Source organism: Candidatus Frankia alpina (genome assembly GCF_902806485.1).
GTDB classification, from domain to species: domain Bacteria; phylum Actinomycetota; class Actinomycetes; order Frankiales; family Frankiaceae; genus Frankia; species Frankia alpina.
This window is the reverse complement of the sequence record NZ_CADCWT010000114.1, coordinates 1-14,793: the sequence shown is the minus strand read 5'-3', so window position 1 is coordinate 14,793 and position 14,793 is coordinate 1. Positions and strand designations below refer to the sequence as shown.

Annotated in this window: 12 protein-coding genes; 2 read left to right on the top strand and 10 right to left on the bottom strand. The window is 72.5% G+C overall.

Going from position 1 to position 14,793, the window contains the following annotated elements:
• Nucleotides 1–728: 728 nt before the first annotated feature.
• From G6R25_RS13640 to G6R25_RS13630, 3 genes are all read right to left on the bottom strand, one after another.
• Nucleotides 729–1,055 (bottom strand): RodZ family helix-turn-helix domain-containing protein, encoded by a 327-nt coding sequence (locus G6R25_RS13640; RefSeq protein ID WP_163553269.1) that lies wholly within the window; start codon nt 1,053–1,055, stop codon nt 729–731.
• A gap of 122 nt (nt 1,056–1,177) precedes the next feature.
• Nucleotides 1,178–2,761, bottom strand: coding sequence for an MFS transporter (locus tag G6R25_RS13635; protein WP_235948326.1), 1,584 nt, complete (start codon nt 2,759–2,761; stop codon nt 1,178–1,180).
• A 58-nt stretch (nt 2,762–2,819) separates the two neighbouring features.
• Nucleotides 2,820–3,689 (bottom strand): rhomboid family intramembrane serine protease, encoded by an 870-nt coding sequence (locus tag G6R25_RS13630; RefSeq protein ID WP_163553268.1) that lies wholly within the window; start codon nt 3,687–3,689, stop codon nt 2,820–2,822.
• 213 nt (nt 3,690–3,902) lie between these two features.
• Here G6R25_RS13630 and bioA point away from each other — a divergent pair, with 213 nt between their 5' ends.
• Nucleotides 3,903–5,168, top strand: coding sequence for an adenosylmethionine--8-amino-7-oxononanoate transaminase (gene bioA / locus G6R25_RS13625; RefSeq protein ID WP_205447103.1), 1,266 nt, complete (start codon nt 3,903–3,905; stop codon nt 5,166–5,168).
• 400 nt (nt 5,169–5,568) lie between these two features.
• Nucleotides 5,569–7,224 carry a sensor domain-containing diguanylate cyclase gene (locus G6R25_RS13620; protein ID WP_235948323.1) on the top strand — a complete coding sequence of 552 codons (1,656 nt, stop codon included), beginning with the start codon at nt 5,569–5,571 and terminating at the stop codon, nt 7,222–7,224.
• A 62-nt stretch (nt 7,225–7,286) separates the two neighbouring features.
• Here the strand turns inward: G6R25_RS13620 and G6R25_RS13615 are convergent, their stop codons facing one another.
• The 7 genes from G6R25_RS13615 to G6R25_RS13585 form a co-directional block, all read right to left on the bottom strand.
• On the bottom strand, nt 7,287–8,117 hold the full coding sequence (locus tag G6R25_RS13615; RefSeq protein WP_163553267.1) for a bifunctional 5,10-methylenetetrahydrofolate dehydrogenase/5,10-methenyltetrahydrofolate cyclohydrolase: 831 nt from the start codon (nt 8,115–8,117) through the stop codon (nt 7,287–7,289).
• 305 nt (nt 8,118–8,422) lie between these two features.
• Nucleotides 8,423–9,022 (bottom strand): TetR/AcrR family transcriptional regulator, encoded by a 600-nt coding sequence (locus G6R25_RS13610; protein ID WP_163553266.1) that lies wholly within the window; start codon nt 9,020–9,022, stop codon nt 8,423–8,425.
• A gap of 417 nt (nt 9,023–9,439) precedes the next feature.
• Nucleotides 9,440–10,138 carry a Clp protease N-terminal domain-containing protein gene (locus G6R25_RS13605; protein WP_163553265.1) on the bottom strand — a complete coding sequence of 233 codons (699 nt, stop codon included), beginning with the start codon at nt 10,136–10,138 and terminating at the stop codon, nt 9,440–9,442.
• Between the two features lie 66 nt (nt 10,139–10,204).
• A complete protein-coding gene (locus G6R25_RS13600) occupies nt 10,205–10,726 on the bottom strand; it encodes a GNAT family N-acetyltransferase (RefSeq protein WP_235948320.1) in 522 nt (173 codons plus the stop codon).
• A 368-nt stretch (nt 10,727–11,094) separates the two neighbouring features.
• Nucleotides 11,095–12,357 (bottom strand): pentapeptide repeat-containing protein, encoded by a 1,263-nt coding sequence (locus G6R25_RS27070; protein ID WP_163553264.1) that lies wholly within the window; start codon nt 12,355–12,357, stop codon nt 11,095–11,097.
• Nucleotides 12,351–12,773, bottom strand: a complete 423-nt coding sequence (locus G6R25_RS13590) for a hypothetical protein (RefSeq protein ID WP_163553263.1) — start codon at nt 12,771–12,773, stop codon at nt 12,351–12,353. Before G6R25_RS13590 ends, G6R25_RS27070 begins: the two co-directional genes overlap by 7 nt.
• A complete protein-coding gene (locus tag G6R25_RS13585; protein WP_163553262.1) occupies nt 12,731–14,635 on the bottom strand; it encodes a metallophosphoesterase family protein in 1,905 nt (634 codons plus the stop codon). The genes G6R25_RS13590 and G6R25_RS13585 overlap by 43 nt, the downstream gene beginning before the upstream one ends.
• Between the last annotated feature and the right edge of the window lie 158 nt (nt 14,636–14,793).

Below are 14,793 nucleotides of genomic sequence, written 5' to 3'. Positions count from 1 at the left end.
AATCATTTAACTGCCATGTGTAGTTCCCAGGTGCGATCATGGCATGATTGCCGCGGCCGAAATCCGCGTTACGCCTCCGGCAATTTCTGGGGTGGGGCGGCGGGCCCCGCGGGGTGATCCGTGCCGACGTCTGCGCTGCACCGATCGATCGCTCCTTGGCGTGCATCAATCATGTCCAACCTCCTGGTAGTTTGCGACGTTATGTCGCCGCTGTGTCGGAACACACCCCGATGCGGACTGCATCCGGTCGGTCCGTCACAATGCGGTTTCGCCCATGCCGACGGCCTGTTGGCCGGACCGTCCCCGGGGCCGGGGGACGCCGGCGCTGCCGAACGGGCGTGCGGACGATGCCGACTGCATGAAGAAAGCATGAAGAAAGGACGTACGCGCGTGCGATGGGGTAGAAGCGACGACGCGGTGCCCATGGCGGCCGAGGCGAAGATCGCTACGTTGCTGGCCGCTCAGACCGAGGGTGCGCCCCCCGGGCCATCCGGTGGCACGGTCACGAGCCGGTCGTGGACCTTGACCGGGACGGCGAACCTCGCCGCCTCGACCACCTATCGGGTGTCGGCGACGGTCACGACGTTCCCGGCCGCTGATCCGGCCGCCAATCCGGCCACCGGCGGTCGTCAGGATGTGGAGAACACGGAAAAGGCCGTCGTCGCGGCGGATCCGGCGCTGTCCTACGAGCAGCTCGCCCGCTACCGCGACGCGCTGAATGCCGACGGCTACACCGTCACCGAGATCTTCGAGGGATGGCGGACGATCGCCCTCGACGTCGCGGCGGCTGCCCCGGCCGAAGCCCCCACCTCCCGCGGCCGCAAGGCTGCCGCTGAGCCGGTTACAGCCGTTGCCGAGCCGGTCGCCGCCGACTCGGCCGACGAGACCGTCGCCGGAGCCGATGCCACCGACGGACCCGCCGCGCCCGATGGATCCACCCCGGCGACGTCGACGGGAACCGGCGTCACCGAGGTGCTGCCGTCAGCGCCCACCGCGGGGACGGCGCCCGATGCCGATGCCGCCGAGACCGTCGTCGCCGAGACCGTCGCTGCCACCGCAGTGTCGGCCGATGCAGTGTCGGCCGATGTGGCTGAGGTCGCCGCAGCGGTGAAGCCGGCCGGCGTGGCAGCGGCCGCCGACCCGGCCCTGGCCGTCGCTGGGGCCGAGCCTGCCGAGGCTACCGAGAAGGCCGAGGCCACCGATTCCGCGGCGCAGGCCACCGAGGGTGCGAGCGACGACGCGACGGTGGTCGCGGCGGCGGTCCGCAAGGGCCGCAAACGGCGCGGTGACGCCGAGGCTGCCCGCCCCGGAGCCCGGCGTGGACTGCTCCGTCGCCGGCCCGCCGAGGTCGCCGCCGCTGTGCCGGCCGTCGCTGCTGTGTCGGCCACTTCCGGAGGGTCTGGTGCCTCCGCGACGCCGATCCCCGCCGCCGAGACGGGCGGCGCCGCCGCCGCGGCCGGGGAGGGGGCCGATGGCCAGGCGGGCGACAACACCGTTTCCTGAGCCGTCGCCGGCGAACCGCTGCGCCGCGAACCACCGTCGGGCGAAACCATTGCCCGGCGAGCGGTCCGCCGGCGAGCAGGCCCGCGCCCGCCGGCACGACGTAGCCCAGCCGCGTGCCCCCGGCGTCGATCAGGCGGCCGGCCAGCGGGGAGCCCACGGCGAGGCCGCCGACCACTGCCATGGTGAGCCAGGCGAAGCCCTCGGTTCGGGCTTGCGGCGGGACGATCCGTTCCATCATCGCGTTGGAGTTGATCATTGTGGGGGCCACGGTGGCCCCGGCGAGGATGGCCAGCGGGATCATCGCGGCCACGCCGACACCGGCGAGGGGAAGAGCGAAGCCGACCGTCAGCAGCGCGACGGAACGCAGCAGCCGGGCCTGCAGCGGGCGGTCGGGCCTGCGGGCGCCGCTGATCAGGCCGGAGATCCCCGAGCCGGCCGCGAACATGCCCAGCAGCAGCCCACCGACGGCCGCCAGCCCTTCTTCGCGGGCGAAGGCGACCATGGCGATGTCGATCCCGATGTCGATCCCGATGGCGAACACGATCGCGACCAGGGTGCGGGTGTCCGGCCGCCGCATGATCCGTTCAGGCGGCGCGGCCGACGCGGAGCGAGGACCCGGATCGGTGCCATGCTGCAGCGCGAGCCCCAGGGCGCCGATCCCGAGCAGGACCGCCGAGGCCAGCAGGCCCGCGGCGGGGTCGACGAGGGTGACTAGCGCCGTCACCAGGGTGAACACCAACTCGTCTATCGCCGCCTCGAGCGCGAGTGCGGCGGGCAGTAGGGCGCTACCCGTCAGCAGCGCGCTCCACCGGGCCCGCACGCAGGTCCCGACGGGCGGCAGGCAGCCACCGGCGACCGCCGCGGCGAGGAACCACAGCGGGCGGGGTGCGCCGGCCCGCACCACCGCCAGTAGCGCCGCCACCCCGAGCAGGTGCCCGGCGAGTCCGGCGAGCAGCACCCTGGCCTGGCCGAAGCGGTCGAGGGCGCGACCCACCCGCGGCACGCACACCGCCTCGCTGAGCGCCCCGGCGGCGGCGACCGCGCCGCCCACGGCATACGAGCCGGCACGGTCCTGGACGACCAGCACGGTGCCGAGCGCGTGCATCGCGATCGGCAGCCGTCCCACGAACGCCGGCACCATGAACCGGGCCGCGCCGGGGGTCGCGAGCGTCCGCCGGTAGACGTGGCCGCCCGCACCGGACGCGGGGGCCCCGGAGCCGGAGGCGAGAGCGGGCGACATCGAGGGCGGGTCGGACATAATTCGACAAGCGTGCCGCACCGCACTGGCGGATACCACCGCACCGACCCGGGATGAGTCAGTAACCTCGGCGATGGCGGGCGGCGGCGGAGGCTCCGGTCCCGCGGATCCACCGGTGCTGCGGTACCCGGGGCGGCGTGCCTGGTCCGGCCGCGCGCAGCCGGCGGATGAACGGCGCGACGAGCAGTGCCCCGACGACGAAGCCGACGACGTGCGCCCCGTAGGCGACGGCACCTCCGTCGGCGACGCCGAACCCCGTGAAGTACACGTACTGCAGGGCGAACCAGAAACCAAGGACGATCCAGGCCGGCAACCAGAACGGAAGGAAGAACAGGACGGATACCAGGCCGATGACGCGGGCCCTGGGAAACAGGACGAGATAGGCGCCGAGCACTCCGGCGACGGCGCCCGAGGCGCCGATCAGGGTGTTCGACGACCCGCTTTCGAACAACGCGAAGCCGTAGGTCGCCGCGTACCCGCAGACCAGGTAGAACAGCAGGTAGAACAGCCTGCCCATGCGATCTTCGATGTTATTGCCGAAGACCCCGAGAAACAGCATGTTGCCGATTAGGTGAAGCAAGCTGCCGTGCAGGAACATTGCGGACAGCACCGAGAGTACCGGAATTTTGTCGAAATTCGGCGGAGACTGCACGATGCACCCGGGATTGCCGGCGGCGTCGACGCCGATGTGACCCGAGTAGGCGGCCGAGAGCTGGGTGTTGTGTACGAGCTCCCGGGGGATCGCGCCCCACTCCTGGAAGAACCGCTGCTGCTCGCAGGCGTTCTGCGGGGTCGAGGTCCCGATTCCGGCGATCGAGCTCACCACGGGCTCGAAGAAGACAAAGATCACCACGTTCGCGGCGATCAGCAGCCAGGTGATGATCGGCCGTCGGCTCAGCGGGTTGATGTCGTGAATCGGGATGACCACGCCGCCCATCCTGCCCGGTGCGCCGGGCGGCGTCGCGAGCGGGCGGCTGGCACGGTGGGTGGGGCTCGAGTGTCCTTGGACGGCCACCCGCGTCGCCGATGGGCCAGAGTGGGAGGGGTGAACCCATCCTTCGCCGTCGCCGCCGTGTCAGCCTCGCCGTCATCGGAACTCCCGTCGACGGGCGGGACGGGCTGGCCGGGTGGGGCCGATCTCGTGGCGCGGGACCGACGGGTCGTCTGGCACCCCTACGCCTCGGCGTCGGCGACGGGGCCGCTGTTCGCCGTGTCGTCCGCGGCCGGGGTGCGCCTGACGCTGACGGACGGCCGCGAGCTGATCGACGGGATGTCGTCGTGGTGGGCGGCGATCCACGGCTACCGTCACCCGGTGCTCGACGAGGCGGTGCGTACGCAGCTCGCGTCGATGTCGCACGTGATGTTCGGCGGCCTGACCCACGAACCGGCGGTGCGACTCGCCGAGACGCTGGTGGAGATCACCCCCGGGCTGCTGCGCCGGGTGTTCCTCTGCGACTCGGGGTCCGTCGCCGTCGAGGTCGCGATCAAGATGGCGTTGCAGTACTGGACCGGCCGGGGTCGGCCCGAGCGGACTCGGCTGCTGACCATCCGGCGCGGATACCACGGCGACACCTCCGGCGCGATGTCCGTCTGCGACCCGGATGCCGGGATGCACCACCTGTTCAGCCAGCTCCTGCCTCGCCACCTGTTCGCCCCGGCGCCGAGGAGCGCCTACGGCGAGCCGTGCGAGGACGCCGACGTCGCCGAGTTCGAGCGGCTGCTCGCCCGGCACGCCCACGAGGTCGCCGCGGTCATCCTCGAACCGGTCGTGCAGGGCACCGGGGCGATGGGCTTCTACGCGCCCGGGTGGCTCGCCCGGGTGCGGGAGCTGTGTGATCACCACGGGGTGCTGCTCATCGCGGACGAGATCGCCGTCGGCTTCGGGCGGTCGGGGGAGCTGTTCGGCTGCGACCACGCCGGGATCAGCCCCGACATCATGTGCGTGGGTAAGGCGCTGACCGGTGGTTACCTGTCGATGGCCGCCACGCTGTGCACCGACGAGGTGGCCGCCGGCGTGTCCGATTCACCCGCCGGAGCGTTCATGCACGGCCCGACGTTCATGGGCAACCCGCTGGCGAGCGCGGTCGCGAACGCCAGCGTCGAGCTGCTGCTGTCCTCGCCGTGGCGAGCGCGGGTCGCCGAGATCTCCGCGGGGCTTACGGTGGGACTGGCCCCGGCGGCGGAGCTGGCGGGCGTGGCCGATGTGCGGGTGCTCGGCGCGATCGGCGTGATCGAGACGCGGGAGCCGGTCGACATGTCGGTGATCCAGCCGCTGCTGGTGGAGCTCGGCGTCTGGGTGCGGCCCTTCGGCCGGCTGGTCTACACGATGCCGCCGTTCATCACGACGCCGGCGGACGTGGCCGCGCTGACCGCCGCGATGGTCGAGGCGGTCGCCCGTACCACCTGAGCAGGCCCCCACCGGCTCAGGCCGTCGGTCCAAGCCGTCGGTCCGGGCTGTCGGTCCGGGCCGCGCCGGTCCAGGCAGCCGGGTGGAGGACTGGTCTTCGACTGGTCCGCGGCTCGGCCGTCGCTGGTCCCAGACGGGGAGCGACACCGTTTCCCGGGCGTGTCGTGTGTGGGGTCTCTCTGCGGGCGTCGCGGAGTGGATGCCGGCCCGTGGGTCCCGGCGTGGACCCTTTCGCCGTTGCATTCGTCGTCGCAGGTCAGATGCCATTTCCGGAACGGGTTCCCGGCCCGTCGCGGTGCGAGAAGGCGGCCGACCGCCGCTCCCGAGCAGTTAGCCGGGCCATTGCGCTGGTTGCGAATGGCGCGAACGGCTTCGCACTCTTCGTTTTCAATGATTCACTGTGAGTAGCAACGACGAGGTTGGATTCACCGGGCGGTTCCGGCCGACTATGGCCGCGGACGAGAACGAGGAAGGCCATCCGCCAATGCCGTTACGCCTACGACTCCCACGCCGCCCAGGTAGCGCACTGCTGGGCAGCGCCCGCCGGGCGTGGCGACGGCTACGGGTGCGCGACCCGCGGGTCCACCCGGGCCCGACCGTGGCCTGCCCACCGGCGCTGCGCATGGCCGGCCTCGGCCTTCCCGGGGCTGGCGGTTCCGGCGGCGACCGCAGGCCGGCGGACCGGGCCCACCCCGTTCGGGCGGGTGGGGACGGATCGTCCCGGCGGTGCCACCGGGTGCTGCCGCGGCTGGTCGGGCGGGACTGGACGCTGTGGTGCGCGCCGCGGGCCGTCGTGCGCCGGGTCGTGGGGGTCACGCTGTGCTGGGCTGTGCTGGTCGGCGTCGCGATCGTCGGGCTGCGGCCGCGCTGGGTCGACGTGCTTGCGTTCGCCGCGTTCGTCGCCCTCGGCGGATTCGCGGTGGTGGTCTCCGGGCGGCTGGGGGCCGACCTCACCGTCTTCCCGGCCGCCCGGCACGACCTGCTCGCCACCTGGACCGTGGCCGTGGCCGTGCTGCTGCCGCCGCTTTACCCGACGGTGATCGGGTTGCCGCTGTGCTGGCTCGCCGGCCGCGTCGACCCGGTCCGCCCGCCACACCTGCGGCTGTTCCACGCCGCGGCGCTCGGCATCGCCGGCTTCTGCGCGTCGAGCGTGCACCTGCTTCTCAGCCCGACCAGGGGACCGTTTACCGTCGACGGCCTGGTCGGCTCGGGCGTCGCGGCAGCCGCGTTCCTGTCCGCCGTGGCCGTGTATCCGCTGGTCGCCAGCCTGCCCGGGGTGGGGATGACCCGGGCGGGCCGGGGCGACGGCCTCGACGCCTGGCTCGGGGGCACCGCGCCCGGCGCCGACGTCCACCGCCCGGTCGGGCCCCCCACGCGGGCGTCCCGGCTCGGCCGCGAGCCGGTGCCGGCGCGGGCCGTCGAGATCTGCTCGGCGATCGTGGTGGCGGTGCTGTGGGCGGCGAGCCCCTTCCTCATGCTGGCCGTGACCCCGCCGGTACTGCTGCTGCAACGCAGCCTGCTGCACGCCGACCTGCTGCACGCCGCCCGCTCGGACGCGAAGACGCGGCTTGCCAACGCCGCCTACTGGCGCCAGGTCGCCGAGCGTGAGATCAGCCGGGCGGCCCGCGCCGGCCGGCCGCTGTCGGTGCTGCTCGTCGACATCGACCACTTCAAGCAGGTCAACGACCGCTTCGGCCACCTCATCGGGGACGTCATCCTGCTCGCCGTCGCGGACACGCTGCGGGCCGCCGCCCGGCCGCGGGACCTCGTCGGCCGCTTCGGCGGGGAGGAGTTCGTCATCCTGCTCGCCGAGGTGGGGCGGGAGCATGCGGTCGACATCGCCGAACGGATCCGTCGCCAGGTCGCCGCCACCCGCTGCCGCCTGGACGGGCGGCCCCCGCTGTCAGTCACCGTGTCCGTGGGCGTCGCGACCCATCACGGCACGGCCGGCGACCTGTCCGCGCTCATCGCCCGCGCCGACACCGCCCTGTACCGGGCGAAGGCCGACGGGCGCAACCGGGTCCGCCTCGCCGACCCGCTGTGCACCCCGGCGTGAGCGACCCGGCGGTGGGCGCCCCCGGCGGTGGGCGACCCGGCGCGGTCCGGCCGTCCCGTCCGTCAGTCGGTGCGGGCGGCTCGGATCGTGTTGCGCAGCAGCAGCATGGTGGTCACCGGGCCGACGCCGCCCGGCACGGGCGTGAGGGCACCGGCGACCGGCGCGATGGCCGCGGCGTCGACGTCGCCGACCTGGCCGGCGTCGGTGACCGCCGTGCCGACGTCGATGACCGTCGCCCCCGGCCGGACGAACCCGGCGCCGATGAGGCGCGCGACCCCCGTCGCGGACACGATGATGTCGGCCTCGTGGGCGATCGTCACCAGATCCTTGGTGTGGGAATGGCAGACGGTGACGGTCGCGTTCTCGGCGAGCAGGAGCAGCGAGACGGGCTTGCCGACGACCGGCCCGCGGCCGATGACGCAGACCCGTGCGCCGGCCATCGGAATCCGGGCGCGGGTGAGGATCTCCACCACCGCGGCGGCGGTCGCCGGGGCGAAGCCCGGCAGCCCCAGGGCGAGCCGGCCCAGGCTCTCCGGGTTCATCCCGTCCACGTCCTTGGCGACGGGGATGTGCTCGCCGACCTCCCGGGAGCTCAGCCCGGCCGGCAGCGGCGTCTGGACGATGATGCCGTCGACCAGCGGGCCGGCGGCCAGCGCATCGACTGTGTCGAGGAGCGCCGACGGGCCGGCGGTGGCCTCGTGCGGCTCGCAGCGGACCCCGACCTTGCCGGCGGTCCGCTCGATGATGTGGGTGTAGGAGCGGGCGGCCGGATCCTCGTTCGGCAGGACCACGGCCAGGGTCGGTGTCTTGCCGGCGAGCATCAGCCGCTCGGCCTCGTCGATCACGTACCGGCCGATCTCGGCGGCCATGGACCGCCCGTCGAGCAACCTCATCCGGTGCTCCGATCTCGTCGTCTTCGATTCGTCCCGTCGTGATCAGGTCTGCCCGCGGCACCGGTCGCTCGACCCACCGCCAGCGCCGCCCTACTGGTCCGCCGATCCGTTCCTGCCGGCGGACCGGTGGCGTTCACCGTCCGTAGTTACCCGTGGGTGGCGCCGCGGCGGCCCACCGTAAGAATCTGGGGCGTTTCGCGCGGGCGGCTCGGGGCCACGGGCACGCTCGTACCGTAGCAAGGCTGCGTCGGAGAGTACCCGTCATGGGCTACCCCCTGTGGGTGAGGGCTCGGCGCGGACGCCGACTATCGGGGTAGGTCGCGCAGGATCAGGTCGAGTCCGGCGAGGAACTGCGTCTCGTTGCCCTCCCGCAGGTGCGGGGCGACGTCGGACAGATCCGGATGGAGTTCCGCCGGCGGCCGCACCGCCGCCACCGGGCCGCCACGGGCGCCCGCCCCCTCCTTCTCCACCGCGCGGGCGAGCTGGCGGGCCTCGGACAGGGTGTGGCCGAGAGTGTAGAACAGCAGCGTCTGATAGACGTTGGCGGCGTCCGCCGGGTCCATGCCGGCGCGGTGCAGCTGGGTGACGGCGTGGTCGGAGCGCTCCCAGTAGGCGCCCATGCCCGGCGGTCGGCGCAGCACCAGCGGTGCCAGCGTCGGGTGCGCGAGTAGCGAGCGGCGCAGCTGGCGGAAGTTCGCCCGGATGTCGGCGCGCGGATCGTCGGTTTCCGGCAGGTCCGCGGCCCCGCCCCGGATGACGCTGTCGACGAGCGCGTCGAGCAGGGCGTTCTTGGTGGCGAAATGCCGGTACATCGCCGTCGGGTCGCAGTCGAGGAACCCGCCCAGCGCCCGCATGCTGAACGCCCCCGCGCCGTTGGTGTCGACGACCTCCATCGCCGCCGCCATCAGCACCTCCCGCGACAACGTCCCCCGCGGCGTCCGCCGCGACCTCCGCGTGCGTCCCTGCCTCGCCCCGTCCTCGGATGGCGTGGGCTCATCGCCAGGCTCCGCCCCACCCGACTGATCCTTCTCGTTGTCGTCGATGCCACCATGATAATCAACGACGTTGACGTACTCCCGCGGCGCACCTAAATGATCAAATCCCGTTCCGTCAGGCACCAATGTGGCGAGCGCAGATCCAGGCCGCGCTCCCCGCCGCCAGTGCTGATGATCATGATGTTTCGCGGCGCCGGGCGTCAACCGCTGCCGATTGCGGTGCGTTTTGCGCGGTCTGGGCCCGTAGACCGCGCGTTTCGTACCGCAATGCGTCCTGGGCTCGCCTCTGGCGATCAAGGTGTTCTGTGGAACCGCGGGCGTATTCGCTCAGCTGGTGCGGTCCTGCTTCGTTGCGGCGAGGAGCGCGAGGAGGTCGATGCTCTCCTCCGCATGTACTCGGCCGCGATGGTCGGCGTCGTCGGCGAAGTAGTTGAAGCTCCACCGCCATGGGGAGCCGGGCGGGTGCTCCTTGCGCAGCAGAGCAAGGAGCGGCTCCCAGTCGGCTGCGGAGATGTCGAGGTGATGGCTGCCGCGCCAGGGGCGGTACGTGGGCGCCGCGACCTCGGGAACCTGCGCGCCGCGTCGCCGCAGCTCGGCGACTATCGCGTCCGCCGAGGTCCCCAGACCGTCCAGCAGGTCGCCCAGCACGGTCGGGTCCGAATAGAGGACGGCGAGCAACCAGTGTTCCGGTTCGGTCCGTGGGTGTCCCCATGCCAGGGCGAGGCCCTCCGCCCGGCCCAGGGCCGCGTGCGCCGTCGGGTCGAGGTGGAGCACTGGCTCAGCGCGGTCACCGCCGGGGCGCAGTGGCGGGCCGCCGATCTCCTCGGCCCGCGCTTGCGCGCGTTTGGTGCTGACGGTGCGGATGCGTTCCGGGGTGACGCCGAGATCGGCCAGCACGTCCCGGGCGAGGGACGGCTCGGTCGCGAGGGCGAGCAGGACGTCCTCACCGCCGACGTAGGTGCCGCCCCCGGACTGCTTTGCCTGCTGGAATGCCTGCTTGATGATGGCCACGGTCGTCCGGTCCATGACGAGGACGGTACCGCGCGTTCTCGGTGCATTCAGTTCTGCTCTGGAAGCTTTCTCCGCGTCGGTTCAGAGCCGATCGAATGCCTCGGGATAGCTGAACCGGCCGCGCGGCGACGGGCCGCCTGCAGCAAGAGTCCGCACCTGAAAATGCGCGCCCCACGCGGGTTGGGGTGCGATGACGCCGCCTTCGTCGGCGGGACGGAAACCGAAGCGGGAGTAGTAGCCCGGGTCACCGAGCAGGCCGACCAGCGGCTCGTCGAGGGCGTCCGCGGCGCCGAGCACGGCATGCATGAGCGCGTGGCCGACACCGCGCCGCTGGTGGTCGGGCCGGACGCCGAGCGGCGCGAGCGCGAGCACCGGAGTGGCGCCGATTGTGGCGCGGGTGCACAGGACGTGGCCGACGATGTCGTCCGCGGCGTTGGTCGCGACGAGCGAGAGCGCGGGTATCCACGCCGCACCGGCGCGAAGCTCGTCCACGAGGGCGACCTCGGCCGGGAGCCGATCCGGTTCGACCGGTCGGGCGAAGGCCGCCCCCACCACGGTACGGATCGCTGCTACATCCCTGGTGGTCTCCCGGCGAATCATCATTGGGAGCACCTTTGGCCCGCGCCCGCGGGCGCGGCAACTCCTTTTCGTCGCGTGAGCTCGCTGGGTCGCGATGACGTTGTCCGCGGGACCGTACCTGTGCGGGCGAGCGACTACGGGCCGTCGACGAGTGGGCTGGGCCCGTATCCGGACAGGTTCCGGCCTCGATGAGCTCCTATCGACGCTGGAGTCAGGAGATCAGCCCCGGCGGCCTGGGCGGCGGATCGCCTGCCGATGCCGCGGGCTCCTGGACGGGCGGACGAGGGGCAGCCGGGCTGGTTGGCTGAAGCGGAACGGGGTGCCATGCCGCGGGCAGCGGTAGGCGGGCGCCCGGAGGGAGCCGGCGGATGGTCGGGTCGTAGGGGTCGAGCTCACCCGGCTCGAAGCGAACATTCTTGATGACCCACCAGAATCGTCCCTTCGACTCGCCTACCAGCTTGTAGGCGCCGTCGGGTAGCAGCACCGCCCATCCCTCGCTCAGCTCGACGACGGAGGCAACCGCTTGGCCGCTGGTGGTGTCCCCACAGCTGGGCGGTGCGGTCGTCGCTGGCGGTGGCGAGCAGGGTGCCGTCGGGGGAGAACGCCACCGAGTACTGCTGTGCGGGGGCGGGAGAAGTCATCAGCTGTGCGCTGTCCCGCCCCGCAATCGCGGCGGCGATGAGTTCGGGCGCGTCCGCGGCGGAGCCGAGCGAGCCGCCCAGGACGGCTGCCCGGGACCAGCGGCTGCCACCGACACCGGTGTCCGCAAGCGTCACGTTGGTGAGGGCCGCGCCGGAAAGATCCGCGTCGGTGAGGTCCGCGCGGGTGAGGACCATGCCCGCCAGGCGGGCGCCGCGCAGCGAGGCACCGGCGAGTACGAGGTCGTCGAGGCGGCCGCCGGTGATGTGGCGGCCGTCGAGCACGGCCCCGCCCGCGGTGATCTTCTCGGCCACGACCTCGACCAGGGTCGCCCCGGTGAGGGTCGCCTCCCGCAGATCGGCGCCGGACACCCTGGTACCGCGCAGCGACGCGCCGGCCAGAGTCGCCCCGCGCAGGTCGGCCTCGCGCAGGTCGGCGCCGTCGAGCCGGGCGTCGGTCAGGTCGGCGTCCCGCAGGTCGGCGTCGCGTAGATCACGGCCGGACAGGTCGGTGCCGGCGAGCGCCGCGCCGGTCCGCAGGGCTATGCTCAGGTGGCGGGCCACGAGCAGGGCGTTTTCCCGAACGGTCCCGGGCGCGTCAGGATCGTCGGCGGTGGAGCGCACCCAGGCGGCCAGCTGCTCCTGGTCGGCCAGGTCGACGAGGAAGCCGAGCATCAGGTCGGACAACTCGGCGGCGGTGACCCGGCCGTCGCCGGAGTTGGCGGCCCGATCCCGGACGGCGCGCAGGAGTTCATCGTCGATCTCGACGATGAACGACAGCAGCCGTGGGTTGCGGGCGAGGTCAGGCAGGTCGCGGACCTCGCGCACGAGCGCCAGGCGCGGTGCGGCCAGCTGTCGAGCCTCGGCCTGTGCCGCGAGCGGTGGTCGGTGGGCGGGCAGGGCCCGGGTGAAGTGCCCGACCAGGTAGCGCTCGATCTGGGCCGGGGTGAAGTCCTCCAGCCGGGCGATGAAACGCCCCAGCGTGCGTTCGACCTTCTCGCCGGTCTTCGTCAGCACCTCCTTGTCGTCGACGAAGAACTCGGCCCGGCTGCGCCGTCGTCCGTGATCTTTCCGGTGCCGTCGAGGATCGCCAGGAGGCCGTCGAGGTAGGCGGTGGCGCGGGCGTAGGTGATCCGGGCGGCCAGCTCGTCGAAGCTGTCGAAGATCAGGGCTATCCGACCCTCACGGACCATGTAGCGGAAGGCATCGAGGTCGGGTTGGCGCACCCCGGCGTCGACCAGGTGCTGGGCGACGAGCCGGTCGAGGGCGAACGACTTCTCCAGCGCGCCGAGCTCGATCACCATGGGGTCGACGTGCGGCAGCTGGTCGGGCAGGCCCAGGGCGAGCTGATGGCTCAGGAACGTCTTGCCGTGGCCGAAGGAGCCGAGTATCAGGATGAACCGCGCGTCGTCGGTGGACAGCCAGCCGAGCACCTCCGCCAGGGCGTCGTCGCCGACCGGCGCCCGACTGCGGTCGATGCGGCGGAGGCGCTGCGGGACGTAGGCGTCGGGCGGGTAGTCCCGGTCGGTGCGCAGCCGGTCCGCCTGCTGGGCCAGGTAGTCCCGCAGGTCGAGCACCCCTGGTATTCGGGCATGCTCAGCAGCCGCACCTGCCGGCCAAGGGCGAACTCGACCAGCGCCGGGGAAGCCTGCGTCTCCCCGGTGTACACCAGGTCCGTCAGGCGGAACGGATAGGCCAGGTAGGGCCCGGCGATGGCAGTGGCGAAGGCTGCGACGGACGCCTCGTCGACGAGCTGCTCGATCAGGCCGATCAGACGCAACTCGACGACGTGGCCCACCGTCCGCCGCACCCGCAGATGCGCCGGCATCTCTCCGACGGCCTCGACCCGTTCGACGCTGGTCTCCCGATGGCGTATCCGGGCGAGCTCGTCGAGGGTGTCCCTCGGCCGGGCGTCCAAGATCCGCCGCCAAGACCCCCGGGCCCGTCCATCGCCGGGTATGCCGTCCACGGCATCGCGGTGCACGACAGCATGGCGGTCCGCGATCCAGCGGTCGCCGTCATCGAGGTCGTCTGGCCAGCCACGATCGTCGACGCCGGCGCCAGGTTCCGAGCCGTCGACGCCGGGCTCCGAGTCGCCGGCGCGGGCGGGTGCCGGGCCCGCGGCCCGACGGCCAGCAGCTGGCGGCCCGAACGTCTCGGGTGCCGGGCGGAACGGGACATCGACGCGGCCCGACCGCGCGTCGTCGGCGCCGAAGGGTGCCCCGGCATCGGAACCGCGTACCCGCGCCCGTCGGGTGAACCCGGTCGCGTCGATGTCGATCAGTTGATAGCGTGCCGATTCCGCTGGGCCGTGCGGGATCGTCGGCAGGCCGCCGGACGACCGGTCGGTTTCGCTGTCGCCGGCATGCATCAGCAGGTGCAGGCGGGGCGCGAGCACTTCCTCGACCGCCGCGCCGTCACGCAGGTGCACGCCCGGTTCCGCGGAACCCGTCGGGGCGTGGTGGACCATGCCGAGGCGCAGCCAGTCTTGCCAGGGGCCGCTGTCCAGCTCCTCGACCACCGCGCGGAGCTGGCGCTCGCCGAGTTCGGCGTGGCGGATCTCGTGGGTGCGCGCCATCGTCGAGTTCAGCCCGGCGACGACGACCCTGAGCTCGGGAAAGGCGACGACCGACCATTCCCGCCCGAGCCGGAACCGCGCCTCGGCCTCGTCCCCGTGCAGGCGCCGCAGGAAGTTGGCGAAGAACTCCCATTTTGGCCAGAAGGGCTCGACGGCCGGCTTCCGGTAGGCGCGTTCCTGCAGGATGTAGGACTCACACAGTGCGTCGTTGACGTCGAGATCGCCGGGGACGGCGACGATCCGGTCCCGAGGCAGGTCGAGACCATCGGCGAGGGCGGCGAGGAAGTCGTGCGCCCGGTCGAACTCGTCCTGGGACGCGGTCGCGGTCAGATTCCCGGTGACGACGATCAGGTCGGCGAGCGGATCCCGCCGGTTCGCCTCCGGCCGGGCCGTGGCGAGCCGGCGCAGGTCGTCGAGCATCGGCGCCAACGGCGGCGCCGTCCCGCCATGATGCTCGCTGGCACCGCCGAAGCGCAGATCGGACAGGTGCAACACCGACACCGACACCGAGCGCCGCCGACCGACACGCGGCAGCCCGGCACCGCGGCCTGCGACACTCGTACCGGGAAACGTGGGGGCGCTGGTCGGCTTCGCCCGGCCGGTGACGGTCGCCTGCATCTGCCGGGCCAGTGTCTCGGCGGCGGCCTTCTCATTCAGCCCGACGAGGTCGATGTAGGTAAGGCCGCAGAGTAGGGCCTCAGGTTTGCAGGGCTGCACCCGCACCGGGACGAGGCCGCGGGCGTTGCCGAGCGGATCGCGGAGGAATCCCGCCTGCCACTCGGCTCGTCCTTAGGGTGAATGCGCCAGGTAGCTGGGCGACAGGATCGGCACGACGCGTTCGGCCTGGGCGAGACCAGGGCCCCGGGAAGATCGTT